The following is a 15,609-nucleotide window of genomic DNA, read 5'->3' as shown; positions in this document are numbered from 1 at the left end:
TGGTTGTAGCCGAACACACGGCCGACAGGGAACGGCCACCGGCCGGGGCCGCCTCGTTAGATCAGCGAGTCGCGCCACTGCCGGTGCAGGGCCGCGTACCGGCCGTCGGTCTCGGCCAGCGCGGCGGGTGGGCCGTCCTCGACGACCTTCCCGTCGTCGAGGACGAGCACCCGGTCGGCGGTCTCCACGGTGGAGAGTCGGTGCGCGATCACCAGGGCGGTGCGGTCGCGCAGGATGGTGCCGAGCGCCCGCTGCACCAGCCGTTCGGTCGGTACGTCCAGCGACGACGTCGCCTCGTCCAGGATCAGCACGGCCGGGTCGGCCAGGAACGCCCGGGCGAACGCGACAAGTTGCCGCTGCCCGGCGGAGAGCCGACCGCCGCGTCGGTGCACCTGAGTGGCGTACCCCTCGGGCAGGTCGGCGATGAAGTCGTGCGCGCCGATCGCCCGCGCGGCGGCCTGGACCGCGGCGTCGTCCGCGCCCGGGCGGCCGAACCGGATGTTCTCCGCGACGGTCCCACTGAACAGGTGGTTTTCCTGCGTCACCAGGACCACCGCCCGGCGCAGCTCGGCGTCGCTCACGTCGCGCAGGTCGACCCCGTCCAGCCGGACCACGCCGGTGTCCGGGTCGTGGAATCGAGCGACCAGCTTGGCGATGGTCGACTTGCCCGCGCCGGTCGGCCCGATCAGCGCCACGGTCTGCCCGGCCGGCACGGTCAGCTCCAGCCCGGCGAGGATCGGGGTGTCCGCGCGGTAGCCGAAGGAGACCGCCCGGAAGGTCAACTCGCCGCGAGCGGGCCCGGTCGGCAGCGGTGTGGGCCGGACCGGTTCGGCGACGGCGGGCGGTTCGTCGAGCACCCCGGCCAGCTTCTCCAATGCCGCGGTGGCCGACTGCAGCGAGTTGTAGAACTGGCTCAACTCCTGCATCGGCTCGAAGAAGCGGCGCACGTAGAGCAGGAACGCGGCCAGCACACCGATCTCGGTCTGACCGCCGAGCACCTGCCAACCGCCGTAGCAGAGCACCACCGCCACGGTGACGTTGCCGATCAGCTTGATCGCGGGCGAGTACGTGGCGATCAGCCGGAACGTGTGCAGGCTGGTGCGTCGGTAGTCGTCGCCGAGCGCCGCGAAGATCCGTTGGTTGCGCGGCTCCCGGCGGAACGCCTGCACGGCCCGGATGCCTCGCATCGACTCGACGAAGTGCACGATGACCAGCGCGACCGCGTCCCGGGTCCGCCGGTACGCGCTGGCCGACGACCGGGCGAACCAGCGGGAAAGCCAGAAGAGGAACGGAAAGGCGAGCAGCGTCACGGTGGCCAGCGGCAGGTCCAGCCAGAGCAGGATGGCGGCCACCGACAGGATCGCCAGCCCGGCCAGCACCAGACTGTCGATGCCACCGTCGACCAGCTCGGCGATCGAGTCCAGGTCACTGGTGAGCCGGGAGACCATCCGGCCGGAGGTGTACCGCTCGTGGAAGCCCACGGACAGCCGCAGGAAGTGCCCGAACACCCGCTGCCGCAGGTCGAGCAGGACGGCCTGGCCGATCCGGGCGGAGAGGGCGAGGAACCCGCGGCGGGCCGCGTACTCGGTCACCGAGGCGACCGCGAACGCCCCGGCGACGGCGGCCAGCGGGCCGGGGTCGCCCGCCCGTAACGGCCCGATGGCCCCGTCGATGCCGATCATGACCAGGTACGGGCCGGCCATCGCGGCGGCGTTCTGGGCCAGCAGCAGACCGACCGCGGTGGCGAGTCGCCGCCGGTGCGGGCGGAGCAGGTCGGCCAGCAGGGCCCGGCTGAGCCGGCGCAGCCGGGCCACCGCCTCGGGTGCCTCGTCCTCGGCTCGACTCCGGTCGGCCTCCGGGTCGGTGGCGGTTCCGCGCCAGCGGGTGAGCTCCGGCTCCTCCTCCGGCGGTGGGGCGGCCTGCTCCGGCACGGTCACGAGTGGACCAGCCCCCACCCGTCCGAAGGGGACGGGCTCGGCCCGGCAGCTCCGGCTGACGGCGGCTGCCCGGCGGCCGGCTCGGCGGCGAGCAGCGCCCGGTACGCCGGCACGGTGGCCAGCAGCTCGGAGTGCCGGCCGATCGCGGTGATCCGCCCGTCTTCGAGCAGGGCGACCCGGTCGGCCAGCGCGATCGTCGATGGGCGGTGCACCACCAGCAGCGCGGTGCTGTTGCGCAGGACCCGCCGCAGCGCCGCCTCGACCAGCGCCTCGGTGTGCACGTCGAGAGCGGACAGCGGGTCGTCCAGCACCAGCACCGCCGGTCGGCCGAGCACGGCCCGCGCCAACGCGAGCCGCTGCCGTTGCCCGCCGGAGAGGGACAACCCCTGCTCACCCACCCGGGTGGCCAACCCCCACGGCAGGTCGTACGCGAAGTCGGCCTGGGCCAGCGCGAGGGCCGCCCGGACGTCGTCATCGGCGGCGTCCGGGCGACCCAGGGTGAGGTTTTCCCGCACCGACATGGAGAAGAGCGTGGGCTCCTCGAACGCCATCCCGACGAGTCGGCGCAGTGAGGCCAGCCGCAGCTCGCGCAGGTCGTGCCCGTCCAGGGTGATCCCGCCGGCGGTCACCTCGTGCAGCCGGGGCACCAGGGAGAGCAGCGTGCTCTTACCGGAGCCGGTGGCGCCGACCAGGGCCAGCGTCTCGCCTGGCTCGATGGTCAGGTCGATCTCGCGCAGCACCGGTGCGGTGGCACCCGGGTAGCTGAACGCGACCCGCTCGAAGCGGAGCCGGCCGTGGACCGCGTCGCGGGGCAGCGCGAGCGCGCCGGGGGAGTCGACGATCTGGGGTGGGGTGTCCAGCACCTCCTGGATCCGGTCGGCGGCGGTGGCGGCCTCCTGACCGTTGGCGATGATCCAACCCAGCGACTGCACCGGCCAGATGAGCATCAGTTGGAGGCTGACGAACGCGACCAGCTCACCGATGGTGAGCACGCCCTCCGCGGCGGCGGCGGCCCCGGCCACCAGCACCACGCCCAGGGTCACGTTGGGCACCAGGTCGAGCAGCGCCGAGGTGTTGGCCAGCAGCCGCCCCTTGCTGACACCCGTGTCGTGCAGCCGCCGGGCCCCACCGGCGAAACGGGCGGCCAGTTCGGGCCCCCGGCCGTACGCCTTCATGGTGCGTAGGCCCTGCGCGGTCTCCTCGACCAGGGTCGCCACGTCGCCCTGCTGGTCCTGCATCCGGCGGGAGGCGGCGTGGTAGTGCCGCCCGAACCGGCGGCTGATCAGCAGCAGCGGCACCGCGCTGGCCGCGACCAGCACCCCCAGCGCCGGGTGCAGGTTGATCAGCAGCAGGACCACGACCACGTAGGTCGTCAGGTTGAGCACCAGGAAGAACACGCCGAAGGAGAGGAACCGGCGGATCACCGACAGGTCGCTGGTGATCCGGGAGAGCAACTGGCCGGACTGCCAGCGGTCGTGGAAGCTCGTCGGCAACCGTTGCAGGTGGGCGTAGACGTCGGCGCGCAGCGCCGCCTCCATGCCCACGGCGGAGGAGGACTGCACCCACCGGCGGATGAAGATGAGCACCGCCTCGACCACGCCGAGCAGCAGCGCCAGGCCGCCGAGTTGGAGCAGCCCAGCGGGTTCGTGTCGGGCCACCGGCCCGTCCACCACCCGTTGCACGACCAGCGGTACGGCGATCCCGGCGGCGGTGCCGGCGAGCCCTGCGACGAGCAGCCAGGCGAACTCGGCGGCGTACGGGCGCAGGTAGGGGCGCAGCCGCCAGAGGTTGTGCACGGGGTGGGTGCCCGCGGCGGCCCGGGCGGCCGCGTCGCCGTCGCTCTCCACAGGCACTACCCGACGGTAGCGTCAATAGGTGTCGATGCTTCTGTCAGCTTGTTGTCAAGCGGCGCTCATGACCGAGAAGCCACCTCTTCACGTCCAGCCCCCAGCGGTAGCCGCCGAGCGTGCCGTCGGTACGCAGCACTCGGTGGCAGGGCACGAACAGCGCCGCCGCGTTCCGGGCGCAGGCAGCCGCGGCGGCCCGCACCGCGGGTGGCCGGCCGGCCAGCGCCGCATACCCCGTGTAGGTGACCGGGGTGCCGGGCGGCACCTCGCGCAGCACCTGCCAGGCGTGCGCCATGAACTCTCCGCCGGTCAGCTGACGGACCGGCACCGCGTCGATGGCGGCGAGGTCACCGTCCAGATAGGACCGGACCGCCGCGCTGACCGGGCCGAGGTCGGTCCGCGGTCGCAGCGGCGCCCGCAGGGTCGGGTGGACCAGGGGCAGCAGCGCCGCCGGGTCCGGGGTGAAGCCGGCTGCCCGTACGTCGCCGTCCGGGCCGGCGAGGATGCTCAGCGGGCCGGTCGGCGTGCTCAGTACGGTGCTGTCGATGCTCATGCCGCTCTCCAGAGTCTGATCGTGGCGTAGGACCGCCAGGGACGCCAACGGTCGGCGTACCTGTCGAGGGTTGTCGGGGTGTCGGGCAGGCCGAGCGCGGCGGCGCCGCGCCGGATCGCGAGGTCGGTGCTGAGCAGGACGTCAGGGTCGCCGAAGGCGCGCATGGCCAGGTAGTTGGCGGTCCACGGGCCGATGCCGGGCAGCGCGAGCAGCCGCCGCACGGTCTCCTCCCGATCCACACCCGCCGCAAGGTCGAGGGACCCGTCAACTACCGCGCAAGCCAGCCCTCGCAGGGCCTCCCGCCGCCCAGAGGGCATCCCGAAAGCCGAGTCCGGCAAGGACAAAACCTCCTCCGGCCCCAAAAACCCCCGCAGTCCCCCCGACCCGCCTTCGTTCCGTTGATCATGAGGTTGACCTGGGGTTCGATCTCCAACCGACCCGTCAACCTCATGATCGACGTGGCCGGGCGTGGCGGTGGTGGGGGTGGTTAGGAGGCGGGTCAGGGTTGTTTTGGCGGAGAGGACCGAGACCTGCTGGCCGACGATGGCGCGGACGGCCATCTCGAAACCGTCGACCGCGCGGGGGACCCGGATGCCGGGTTCGGCAGCGACCGCCGGGGCGAGCGCCGGATCGGCGGCGAGCGTGGCGTCGATGGCCACCGGATCCGCGTCCAGGTCGAGCAGGCGGCGGCAGCGGGCCACCGCCGGCGCCAGGTCCCGCACGTCGGCCAGCCGCAGCGTCGCCGCCACGTGCCCGTCCGCCGGGGTCAGCGCCACCTGGCCGGTGCCGTGCGGCAACCGCAAACCCCGGTGGTACGTCCCGTCGCGGACCTCCTCCACGCCGGGCAGCGCCCGCACCGCGAGGAAGTCCAGCAGCGCCCGGGAGTGCAACGGCGGGCGGTACGCCAGCCGGAGCGCGATGGTCCCCGCCCCGGCCGGTGCCTGCTGGTGGCCACGGGCCGTCCGCAGGTCGGACGGGGCGCTCGCGTACACCTCGCGGAGCGTGTCGTTGAACTGCCGCACGCTGCCAAAGCCCGCCGCGAAAGCGATCTCGGCCATCGGAAGGTCGGTGGTCTCGATCAGGATCCGGGCGGTCTGTGCCCGCTGGGCCCGGGCCAGCGCGAGCGGCCCGGCACCCATCTCGGTGCTCAGCATCCGGTGCAGGTGCCGCTCGGTGTAGCCCAGACGGGAGGCCAGCCCTGGTACGCCGTCCCGGTCGACCACGCCGTCGGCGATCAGCCGCATCGCCCGACCGACCACGTCGGCGCGGACGTCCCACAGGGGCGAGCCGGGCGTGGCGTCCGGTCGGCAGCGGCGGCAGGCGCGCAGCCCGGCACCCTGCGCGGCGGCGGCGGACGGGAAGAACCGGACGTTCTGCCGCTTGGGCGTGATCGCCGGGCAGGACGGCCGGCAGTAGATGCCGGTGGACGTCACGCCGGTGAAGAACCAGCCGTCGAACCGCTGGTCACGGCTGTCCACAGCTCGGTAACACCGCTCGAAGTCCATCTCCATGGCACCGATGATGCCCCGCTCGGCGGGCCATCGGCTGGCGGGAATCGGACCTCGGCGTGCGCGCCTTCGGGTCGGGATGGGTCGACGGCCCGGCCGACGGTCAGCGGCGGCGTCGGTGGGACTGGCCGGACCGGGCGGACTGGCCGGACCGGGCGGACTGGCCGGACCGGGCGGACTGGCCGGACCGGGCGGGTTGACCGGACCGGACGGACTGACCGGATCGGTTGGGCTGGCCGGTCAGCAGGGCCGGCCGGAACACACCGTCCGGGTCGTACCGCTTCCACAGCCGCCGCACCCGGATCCCGGTCTCGCCCGGGTAGATCCGGGCGAACGCGGCCGGGTCCGGCCGGCTCTCGAAGTTGACGTACGCGCCGTCGGCGCGGGCGCCCACGGCCCGCCAGGCGGCGCCCAACGCCGCACCGCCCTGCGGCGGGAACACCGAGGCGATGACCAGCGTGTTCTGATGCCGGTGCGGATACGCGGTCGCGTCGGGGGCGACGTCGTTGACCGCCCCGCCCACCGAGCGGAGCTGGATCACCGCCCGCCCCGGTCCGGTGACCGCCCGCATCACCGCCCGCGCACCGGCGTCGCCCAGCTCGGTGAACAGACCGTTGGTGGTCGTGCCCCGCTGTTGCCCGACGTTCGGGTGCAGGTGCGCGGTCGGCACCAGGGTCGGGTAGGGCAGCAGGTCGGTCCGGTGTTCGAGCACCTTGCCGATTGCGAGCAGCGGCTCCACCGCGGGCCGGGCCCGGCGCAGGCTCTCGGCGGCCACCACGACGGTGATGGACATGAGGGCCGAGCGGCCCTCCGCATACACCACGGCGGCTGCGGACAACTCCCGTGGGGCCTGCGCGAGGTAGCTCGTCCACTCCCGAACGGTTTGACCGTCCGGGTGCGCCTCAATGACGAGCTGCGCCACCCCGACGTTGCGCTGCTCGGTGGCCTCGATCTCGAACGCCACCACGATCCCCGCACCCGCACCGGCACCCCGGACCAGCCAGAACAGCTCCGGCTCGTGCTCCGCGTCCGCGCGTACCAGCGTCCCGTCCGCGAGCACCACCTCGACCGCGCGGACACGGTCGATGGTCAGGCCGTGGGCACGGACCAGCCAGCCGATACCGCCGCCGGTGGCCAGGCCGCCGACCCCGACACCGCCGTGGTCGCCTGAGCTGATCACCAGGCCGTACGGGGCCAGCGCCTTCGCGACATTCGCCCAGCGGGCGCCGGCCTCGACCCGGACCAGCCCGGCCCGCTCGTTGAGCACCTGCACCCGGTTGAGCATGGACAGGTCGATGACCACGCCACCGTTGTTGGAGGACGCCCCGGAGAAGCCGTGCCCGCCGCTGCGAACGGCGATGGGCAGCCGTTGCTCCCGCGCGTACCGGATGGCGTCGATCACCTGCGCGGTGGTCTTCGGCAGCAGGACGGCGGCCGGCGACGCCGACGTGGTGTACGTCGAGCGCAGCTGCGCGTACCGGCGATCGCCGGGTGTGACGATCTGCCCGGTGAGTGAGTCGGGCACCCGGGCCATGGCGGTGCTCATCGTTGCCCCCGCAGCTCGCACCTCGGGTGTCCGCGATCGGTCATGGCCCAAGAATGAGCGGGCCTGCCGCCCTCGACAAACTCGGTGGACCGGCGCAACCTGTTCGCCGCGACACCCGGCGCTCGCTGGTACGGGGAGTGCCGGCGCGAAGGTGACCGGGATCTCCGGAGGAGGCCACCATCGCGCCGTGGGCTGGCCGGTCAGGCCGGGGCGTGGAAACCGCCGGCCTGACCGGTCCTGCTCAACGCGACGGGCTTGGCGAAGCCGTCGGTCGGCCGGGCACGCCGGGCGGGCCCAGCGGGGTTGGGCTGATCGTCGGCCAGCCGGGCACGCCGGGCGGGCCCAGCGGGGTCGGGCTGATCGTCGGCCGGCCGGGCACGCCGGGCGGGCCCAGCGGACTCGACGGCGACAGCGATGGGGTCGGCCCGTCGGGGCTTGGTGTGGCCGACGGCGGCACGGACGGGCTGGGCACGGCCGGGCTGGGCACGGCCGCCGGGCCCGCCGGGCTGGGCACGGCCGGTGGAAGCTCGTCCGAGCCGGTCGCGGCAAGGGCGAGCGGGGTGGCGATCAGGATCGCCGCGAGGGCGCCTACCGCCCCCATCGTCACCGTGGCTCGGCGCCGGTTGCGCACCCGCCGTTCCGCTCGGCTCAATTGGTCATGCACGATCGGTGCCTCCTCGGCGAGGTCGGTGAGGGTGGAGCGGATGAGGTGCTCGAAGGGATCGTTCATTGCCGTACCTCCAGCAACTCGACCTCCGGCAGCAGGTCGCGCAGTCGCTTGACCGCCCGGTGGGTGCGGCTGCGTACGGTGCCCACCGAGCAGCCCAGCAACTCGGCCACCCGGGCTTCGGGTAGGTCCTCGTAGTAGCGCAGGACCACCACCGCCCGCTGTGCCGGTGGCAGGTGACGCAGCGCGGCACGCATCGCCAACCGCACGTCCGACCCGCCGCTCGGGTCGGCGCCGACCGGCTCGTCCGCCGGGTTGAGCGGCGTCTCCCGCCATCGGCGCACTCGCCGCCACCAACTGACCTGCTCGCGGTACATCACCACGCGCAGATACCCCTCCGGGTCGGCGTGCCGGATGCTTCCCCACTTGGGGATGGTCCGCGCCAACGCCGACTGGAACAGGTCCTCGGCAGCGCTGCGGTTCCCGGCCAGCAGGTACGCGACCCGCATCAGCGCCGGAGTCCGGCTGGCGACGAACTCGGCCAACCGGGCTCGCTCGTCCTCGTCCACCCACCACCCCATTTCGTTGTCACCCATACAGACGCCCCAGGTCATCGTCGCTATCCATGATCCGAGGGGTTTTCGGCCCGGAAGTGTCGGTCGTGCCGGGTACCGTCCGGCCACCAACTCAAGAAGGGGTGCGGGGATGACGAGCGTGGCGGGTTGGGCGGCGGCGTCGACACAGGGCGCGTTCCCGCCGTTGCCCCGCGCGGTGGCGCAGTCCTTCTACCGCCGAATGCGGGCCGTCGCGCCGGCTGCGGTGGGCGCCATCGAACGGGACCGGGCGGGCGACCCCGAGCAGGTTTTCCCCGACACCGCCTGCGGCCGGTTGGCCGGCTCACTCGACGACGCGGGCCTGCGGGCGCTCGGGATGTGGACGCACCACTGGTGCATGCGCTTCTACGACGACGACACCAGCGTCGGTCGGCGGCTGGTTCGGGAGATCGCCGCTCGGCCAGGGTTGGGCTGGACGGCCGACGAGGTGCGGTGGATGCTGCGCGAGTCGGTCTCGGCCGGTCCGGCCGCCGCCGACCGGTTCACCCTGCCGCGTGCTGCCGCCGCGCAACTGCCCCCGGCCGACCGCCCGGCCCTGGGTCATTGGCCGGAGGTCGAGGTGCCCCGCCAACGGCGGCCCGACCAATCTCGTTGATCATGGGGTTGGCGGGGTGTTCGACCTCCACACTCCCCGCCAACCCCATGATCGCCTAAAGTGGAGGTCGGGCCCCGCGCTGAGCGGGCGGGACGCCGGCTGCGGCAGGATGGACGCCGCCCCGCCCCCGACGGAAGGACGCTCCGATGCCCGCCAGTGAACCGACCATCCTCGCCACCAGCATGGGCTTCTTCCGGGGTGACCGAGGTCCCGCCGACCTGCGCCCCAGCCCGGTCTTCGAGTTGGCGGCCGAGCTGGCCGAGGCCGGTCCGCAGCCGCGGGTCTGCTACCTCGGGCAGGCCGTCGGCGATCAGCCCACCTCGTTCGCCGCCGTCTACGGCGCGTTCGCCGACACCCGGTTCCGGCTGTCGCACCTCGCCCTGTTCCCGATGCCGAACGTCGACGACGTCCGCGCCCACCTGCTCGCCCAGGACGTGATCTGGGTCGGCGGCGGCAGCGTGGCCAACCTGGTCGCCGTCTGGCGGGTGCACGGGCTCGACGAGATCCTGCACGAGTGCTGGCAGGCCGGCGTGGTGCTGGCCGGCGTCTCCGCCGGCTCGATCTGCTGGCATGTCGGCGGTGCCACCGACAGCTTCGGCCCCCGGCTGCGCGGCTTCACCGAGGGCTTGGCCTGGCTGCCGTACGGCAACGGGGTGCACTACGACAGCGAGGGCCAGCGCCGCCCGCTCATGCACGAGCTGGTCGGCGACGGGACGCTGCCGACCAGCCACTGCACCGACGACGGGGTCGGCCTGCTCTACCGGGGCACCCGGCTGGTCGAGGCAATCGCGGACCGCGAGGGCGTCTCGGCGTACGAGGTCAGCCGCGGCGCGGACGGCAGCGTCCAAGAGGCGGTCATCGCCCCACGCCTGCTCGGCTGAGCGTCATTCTTGCTCGCCCGGCTGCCGGCGGCGGAGCACCGCGTCGAAGACCTGCGCCAGCTCGGCGGCGTCCTCCCCGGCGTGGTGCGTGTGTGGCACGTCGTGCAGGCCCAGCTCGTGCTTGATCTTGCCCTTGCGGGTCTGGACCCACTCGCTGCCGGTCAGGCCCATCCAGTAGCTGCGGAGATCGACTCCGGAGCCGGTGGCTCCGAACGGGCTGTGGCCGACGAAGCGGACGAAGTACCAGTGCACGAACATGCCGTCCCAGACGGCGGGTGCGGCGAGGAAGACCGGGCGCCCGATCCGGCGCAGCCCGTTGACCCAGGCCACCGCGGCGGACATCGCCTCCTGCGCGGTGGGCGCCTCCCGCAGCAGACGGTCCCGGTCCAGGCCGGAGACGGCCAGCGCCGCCGGAACGAACTCGTCGGAGATGGGGCGCAGCTCGGTGTAGAAGGTCAGATCCGGGTGGCCTACCACGGCCATGCCCAGCGAGATCATGCTGTACGGCCCGGGGATCGGCCCGTCCGCCTCCACATCGACGGCGACGTACAGCTCGGGCAAGGTCGAGGCCATCCCACCTCCAACAGCGAACCATCGAACCGGGAGAGTAGCAACGCTTGCCGGGGCCTCGCGGAAGCGACGATCGACCGCCCGGCGCGGCCGGAGCGGAGCCGCCTGGACCGGCCCGGCAGGCACCCGCGTAAGCTGGCTGGTCGTGAGTCTCTCCATCGGCATCGTCGGCCTGCCCAACGTCGGCAAGAGCACGCTTTTCAACGCGTTGACCAAGAACGACGTGCTGGCGGCGAACTACCCGTTCGCCACCATCGAGCCCAACGTCGGCGTGGTCGGGCTCCCCGACGAGCGGCTGGGCAAGCTGGCCGAGATCTTCTCCTCGCAGAAGGTGCTGCCCGCCCCGGTGTCGTTCGTCGACATCGCCGGCCTGGTGCGTGGCGCGTCGAAGGGGCAGGGTCGGGGCAACGCCTTCCTGGCCAACATCCGGGACGCCTCGGCGATCTGCCAGGTCGTCCGGGCCTTCTCCGACCCGAACGTGGTGCACGTCGACGGCAAGATCTCCCCGGCCGACGACATCGAGACGATCAACACCGAGCTGATCCTCGCCGACCTGCAGACCCTGGACAAGGCACTGCCCCGGTTGGAGAAGGAGGCCAAGCTCCGCAAGGACCGGGCCGCCGCGGTCGCCGCCGCGAAGGCCGCCATCGAGGTGCTCGACGGCGGCACCACCCTTTACTCCGGGGCCGCCGCCGCGAAGATCGAGCTGGAGCACCTGCGCGAGCTGCACCTGCTCACCACCAAGCCCTTCCTGTACGTCTTCAACGTCGACGAGGCCGAGTTGGCCAACGAGGCGTTCCTCGACGAGCTGCGCGCCCTGGTCGCCCCCGCCGAGGCCGTCTTCATGGACGCCAAGATCGAGTCTGAGCTGGTGGACCTGCCCGAGGAGGAGGCCCGCGAACTGCTGGAGTCGATCGGGCAGAACGAGCCCGGCCTCAACCAGCTCGTCCGGGTCGGCTTCCGCACCCTCGGCCTCCAGACGTACCTCACGGCTGGCCCCAAGGAAGCACGCGCCTGGACCGTCCCGGTCGGCGCCACCGCGCCGGAGGCCGCGGGTGTCATCCACAGCGACTTCCAGCGCGGCTTCATCAAGGCCGAGGTGGTCTCGTACCACGACCTGGTCGAGTTCGGCTCGATGTCGGCGGCCAAGGCGGCGGGCAAGGTCCGCATCGAGGGCAAGGAGTACGTCATGCAGGACGGCGACGTCGTGGAGTTCCGCTTCAACGTCTGAAACTGGTCTGGCGACCGCCTTGGGCGAGGATGACGCGGCGGGCGACAAGGCTAAATGTCCGGCAGGACGCCGTACCTTGTCGCCCTGACCACTTCACCGACGAGGCATGAGGCTAGTCGCCAGATGGTTGCTTTTGCTATTACCTGATCATCAGGCCGGTCACTGCGCCGACTTTGAGTGCTCCGCGCCCGGGTAGATGATATTCGAGGTGACGCACTCCTCGCCATTGTTGAGGAGCGACGCACGCCATGCGCTGAGCCAACTGCCCATTGTCGGCCTGGTCAGTTGTAGTGGGCGAACTCGGTATAGTCGTTCCAGATCCAGCCCTTGACGCCAGTGCAGCAGTCCGAGTGCCACCACAGGTTTCCGGCGTCGTTTACGCAGCGCTTGTCGATACGGAAAAGCGTCTTGGACTTCCAGTGGGCTATGACCGTGGACGACCCCGAATAGCTGGTGTGCACCGCGGCGCTGCCGACGATGACCCGCCTCATGTGCGGCGTCCAGTTCGAGCAGGAGGCCATCGTTCCGACCTCCGTCGGTACGGCGCCCACTTCGTTCGCCGTTGCGCTCGGAACGGGCTCGACCGCCGCAGCTGCCGGTGCCGCGATCGGAAGAATGCCGGCAAACGCGAGCGTGAGGGCGCCGCCAGCCGCTGCGAGTCTCCTCGGCGTTGCTTTCCTCATCAACTTCTCCTTATCTGTAGGTGTCTAAGTTGGACCGTATAGCTACCGCAGTCTCTGCGAAGCCCGCACTTGGTAACGGATAGATAAACGTGGCTTGAGCAGGGGTTTGCTTCGTAGGCCAAGGTGAATGGGTCAGTGGTTATCGCTTTTGTGCGAGAACCAGTCTCTGCGAGGACAGCGGCGTCGCCAGGCTCGGTCTGTGTTCGCTGCCCTGCCGGCCTGCCCGAGCACTCGCGGCGCTTTACTGCTGGCCATAGTGGCGCCTGCTCGGCTTGCGCTTCGTTCCGACCCTGGCGTTGACGAACTGTCGTTGGCGCTGGTCTCGTTGTTGCTGCTGCCAGTCGCGTCGTCGGCGGTCACGTCGTTGCTGGTACAGGCGGGCGATCACGGCCAGTGCCATCGACCCGGACAGAACCAGACCTGCCGCCCCGACCACCCCTTGCAGCCGGCCTCGATGCCCACTGAGCACGCCGAAATCGGTAACGAAATCATCTGGGTCGTCGGGGTTGACCCAGATCCGCACCGCACTGCCCGCCCGTAGGCAGACCTCCCAGCAGCCAACCTCGGCCTGACGCTGGGCGCCGGCGAATTCGTAGCGCAGGTGCATCGTGTTGCTGTTCCGCCGCTTGTGCACCAGTTCATCGACGACTGCCGGGGCTGGCACACCATCGACCCGCAGTCGACTCTCCCAGGCGTCGTTGTCCTGAAAGGTCTTGACGGGCAGCCACATCATGACCATTCCGACCGCGAGGCCGAGTACGTAGGCGGGGTAGCGGACGCGCCACCAGCTCCACAAGATCTGCACGGTGGCCATGGTCGCAGTCGATGTCCACAACTGGCGGTAGGTTGACCGCATCGCTGAACAACTGCTCCGATCGTCGTTCGGCGCGGCCGCTGCCGCGTACGCCGAGCACCGCCCGGACTACGCGCAGGCCGCGGTGCGGTGGGCGCTGGAGCCTGCGCCCGGTCTACGTGTGCTCGACCTGGGCGCCGGCACCGGCAAGCTGTCCGCGACGTTGATCGCGGTGGGCGCGGATGTCGTGGCGGTCGAACCCGACTCGGCGATGCGCGCCGAGCTACGCCGTGCGCTGCCAGCGGTCCGTGCCCTGCCGGGCAGCGCCGAGGCCATCCCGTTGCCGGACGCGTCCGTCGACGCCGTGCTGGCCGGCAACGCCCTGCACTGGTTCGACATGGCCGTTGCTGGGGCGGAGATCGCCCGGGTCCTCGCCCCCGGCGGCATCCTTGCCGGTCTGTGGAACGTCATGGACGACCGGATCGACTGGGTTGCCGGGCTCGAACGGGTCAGCGGAAGTGCGGCCATCGGCCCGCGTGACACGTTGAGCAGTTGGCGTACGGCGACGGCGGACATGCTCGTTCCGAGCACCGGCCTGGTCGCGTGGTTCGGGTCGGCGGAGCAGGTCGAGTTCCCGCACGGGCAGCGGCGTACCGCCGACTCTCTCGTCGCGACGCTCGCGACGCGGGCCGGGATGCTGGTCATGCCCGAACAGGAACGGGCGGCCACGCTCGGCCGGATCCGCGCCTTCCTCGGGAGTAGACCCGAAACCGCGCAGGGCGAGTTCACCCTGCCGATGCTGACCGGCGCGCTGCGCGCCCGGCGGCGGTGACGGTCCGCGCTCCGGTGCCGTCTCTTCCGGCGGCGCGGACTAGGTGGGCACAGCGGGCCGGCGCCTCGTGGCGTCAGGGACGGACGGCCTCTTCGCCGTGGACGACCGCGTACTCCGCGGCGAGCCAGGGCCGATGCTGTCTGCAAGGCTGATGGTGGGAGCTACACGATGGGGACGTTGTACCGATCGAGGGTCGCCTTGGAGGTCGAGGCGTCCTGGAAGACCAGCTCCCACGGCCCGGTGTTGACATCCATGTCCTTGCCGAACCCGACCCACTTGCCGGCCATCCGCCTGCCGGTGGGCTCTGCCAGCAACTGGATCGCGCCGTGATACCTGGCGCCCCGGTAGTAGCCGCCCGGGTCAGTCTGCTCCACCCACGTGCCCGTGACGACGCTGCCGTCCACGGTGAGGTCGAGCGACAGCGACGACGCGGCCGAGCCCGGGAGGCTGCGCACGCTTAGTCGGTCCCCGTGCTGCATCACGACCACGTAGTGCTGCCCGGCAAACGACTCTTCTCGCCCGCTGGAGTGGTACTGGTAGCGGCTGAGCCACACGCCCTCGTATGACCCGTGGGCGGCGGCGGACCGGCGTGCGGAAGTCGGCGTGGCCAGGTCGGACATCGGCGACGTCAGGTCGTGGCCACCACGCTGGTCCTCGGCGGCTTGGCCGTTGGGCACCTCGGCAAACCCGAGAAGCGAGATGGGCAAGCCGGTGACGACCTCCAAGGCGCGGGCGTAGACGGGCCGCGGCGCGGCGATCGCACCGGACTCCCACCGCTGGACGAGCCGCTTGTTGGCGTCATTGGGTTCGCCTGCGCGGTGGCCTGCGGCTTGAAGTGCGCGGGCGAAGTCGTCCTGACTCATCCGCATCCCTGCGCGGACTGCCCGAAGGGCGGCATTGGGGGTTGTCATGCACCTCACATTAGGCGACTGTCGTCTAAATGTCGCCCCTACTGTGCCCGCTATGCCATGTTCTGTGTCGTCGCATTCGGCGACAGAAAGACGGCATCGTGAGGTGCAGACGCGGACGGTCGGACGCACCGCGTCCGCGCGGAGGGAGGCAAACCATGGCGACATCGATCCCCGGGAGCTCGTGCGGAAGCGGGCCGGACTACCGCCCCGCCAGGCGTTGGGCAGCGCATCCGGAGCCGGGAGCAAGTCGCAGCCGGGAACTGGTCGCTGGCGCAGGCACGCCTCCGAGCAACGGGGCATCGTTCCCGAGTCCATCGCAGTGTCCCTCAGCGGGCAGTCACAGGTGAGCGGTACGCAGCACGATCCAGGGTCAAGCCGGAGTGAGCAGGCGGAAGCGGCAGAGCGCAAGGCGGCGAAACAGCGAATCCTCGCCCAGGCCGA

The 15,609-nt window shown here is 71.6% G+C and carries 15 protein-coding genes; 4 read left to right on the top strand and 11 right to left on the bottom strand.

Annotated elements, in window-relative coordinates; genetic code table 11:
- Positions 1–56: 56 nt before the first annotated feature.
- From OG811_RS06310 to OG811_RS06280, 7 genes are all read right to left on the bottom strand, one after another.
- Positions 57–1,937, bottom strand: a complete 1,881-nt coding sequence (locus OG811_RS06310) for an ABC transporter ATP-binding protein (protein WP_406072756.1) — start codon at positions 1,935–1,937, stop codon at positions 57–59.
- Complete coding sequence (locus OG811_RS06305) at positions 1,934–3,790, bottom strand: ABC transporter ATP-binding protein (protein ID WP_406072755.1); 1,857 nt, start codon at positions 3,788–3,790, stop codon at positions 1,934–1,936. Before OG811_RS06305 ends, OG811_RS06310 begins: the two co-directional genes overlap by 4 nt.
- Before the next feature lie 37 nt (positions 3,791–3,827).
- Positions 3,828–4,337 carry a methylated-DNA--[protein]-cysteine S-methyltransferase gene (locus OG811_RS06300; RefSeq protein WP_406072754.1) on the bottom strand — a complete coding sequence of 170 codons (510 nt, stop codon included), beginning with the start codon at positions 4,335–4,337 and terminating at the stop codon, positions 3,828–3,830.
- A complete protein-coding gene (locus tag OG811_RS06295; RefSeq protein WP_406072753.1) occupies positions 4,334–5,848 on the bottom strand; it encodes a DNA-3-methyladenine glycosylase 2 family protein in 1,515 nt (504 codons plus the stop codon). The genes OG811_RS06300 and OG811_RS06295 overlap by 4 nt, the downstream gene beginning before the upstream one ends.
- Before the next feature lie 100 nt (positions 5,849–5,948).
- Entirely contained in the window at positions 5,949–7,391 is a 1,443-nt protein-coding gene (locus OG811_RS06290; protein ID WP_406072752.1) for an FAD-binding oxidoreductase, read from the bottom strand.
- Between the two features lie 241 nt (positions 7,392–7,632).
- Positions 7,633–8,121 carry a hypothetical protein gene (locus tag OG811_RS06285; protein WP_406072751.1) on the bottom strand — a complete coding sequence of 163 codons (489 nt, stop codon included), beginning with the start codon at positions 8,119–8,121 and terminating at the stop codon, positions 7,633–7,635.
- Positions 8,118–8,627, bottom strand: a complete 510-nt coding sequence (locus tag OG811_RS06280; RefSeq protein WP_406075568.1) for a SigE family RNA polymerase sigma factor — start codon at positions 8,625–8,627, stop codon at positions 8,118–8,120. Before OG811_RS06280 ends, OG811_RS06285 begins: the two co-directional genes overlap by 4 nt.
- A gap of 136 nt (positions 8,628–8,763) precedes the next feature.
- On the opposite strand from OG811_RS06280, the gene OG811_RS06275 reads away from it, so the two are divergent.
- Together OG811_RS06275 and OG811_RS06270 are read left to right on the top strand one after the other, a co-directional pair.
- Positions 8,764–9,267: a hypothetical protein gene (locus OG811_RS06275; protein ID WP_406072750.1), complete on the top strand. Its 504-nt coding sequence runs from the start codon at positions 8,764–8,766 to the stop codon at positions 9,265–9,267.
- A 146-nt stretch (positions 9,268–9,413) separates the two neighbouring features.
- Entirely contained in the window at positions 9,414–10,148 is a 735-nt protein-coding gene (locus OG811_RS06270; protein WP_406072749.1) for a Type 1 glutamine amidotransferase-like domain-containing protein, read from the top strand.
- Positions 10,149–10,151: 3 nt separating this feature from the next.
- Here the strand turns inward: OG811_RS06270 and OG811_RS06265 are convergent, their stop codons facing one another.
- Positions 10,152–10,721 carry an exonuclease gene (locus OG811_RS06265; protein WP_406072748.1) on the bottom strand — a complete coding sequence of 190 codons (570 nt, stop codon included), beginning with the start codon at positions 10,719–10,721 and terminating at the stop codon, positions 10,152–10,154.
- A gap of 142 nt (positions 10,722–10,863) precedes the next feature.
- Between OG811_RS06265 and ychF the strand changes: the two genes are divergently transcribed.
- Positions 10,864–11,949, top strand: coding sequence for a redox-regulated ATPase YchF (gene ychF, locus OG811_RS06260; RefSeq protein ID WP_406072747.1), 1,086 nt, complete (start codon positions 10,864–10,866; stop codon positions 11,947–11,949).
- A gap of 281 nt (positions 11,950–12,230) precedes the next feature.
- Here the strand turns inward: ychF and OG811_RS06255 are convergent, their stop codons facing one another.
- Together OG811_RS06255 and OG811_RS06250 are read right to left on the bottom strand one after the other, a co-directional pair.
- A complete protein-coding gene (locus OG811_RS06255; RefSeq protein WP_406072746.1) occupies positions 12,231–12,632 on the bottom strand; it encodes a hypothetical protein in 402 nt (133 codons plus the stop codon).
- 241 nt (positions 12,633–12,873) lie between these two features.
- Positions 12,874–13,446: a DUF3592 domain-containing protein gene (locus OG811_RS06250; protein WP_406072745.1), complete on the bottom strand. Its 573-nt coding sequence runs from the start codon at positions 13,444–13,446 to the stop codon at positions 12,874–12,876.
- Positions 13,447–13,486: 40 nt separating this feature from the next.
- On the opposite strand from OG811_RS06250, the gene OG811_RS06245 reads away from it, so the two are divergent.
- A complete protein-coding gene (locus OG811_RS06245; protein WP_406075567.1) occupies positions 13,487–14,257 on the top strand; it encodes a class I SAM-dependent methyltransferase in 771 nt (256 codons plus the stop codon).
- A gap of 161 nt (positions 14,258–14,418) precedes the next feature.
- Here OG811_RS06245 and OG811_RS06240 read toward each other — a convergent pair whose 3' ends face one another.
- Positions 14,419–15,177 (bottom strand): helix-turn-helix domain-containing protein, encoded by a 759-nt coding sequence (locus OG811_RS06240; RefSeq protein WP_406072744.1) that lies wholly within the window; start codon positions 15,175–15,177, stop codon positions 14,419–14,421.
- Between the last annotated feature and the right edge of the window lie 432 nt (positions 15,178–15,609).

Origin of the sequence: Micromonospora sp. NBC_01638, assembly GCF_045209745.1 — a bacterium.
Lineage (GTDB): Bacteria > Actinomycetota > Actinomycetes > Mycobacteriales > Micromonosporaceae > Micromonospora.
This window is presented reverse-complemented; position numbering and strand designations above follow the sequence as displayed.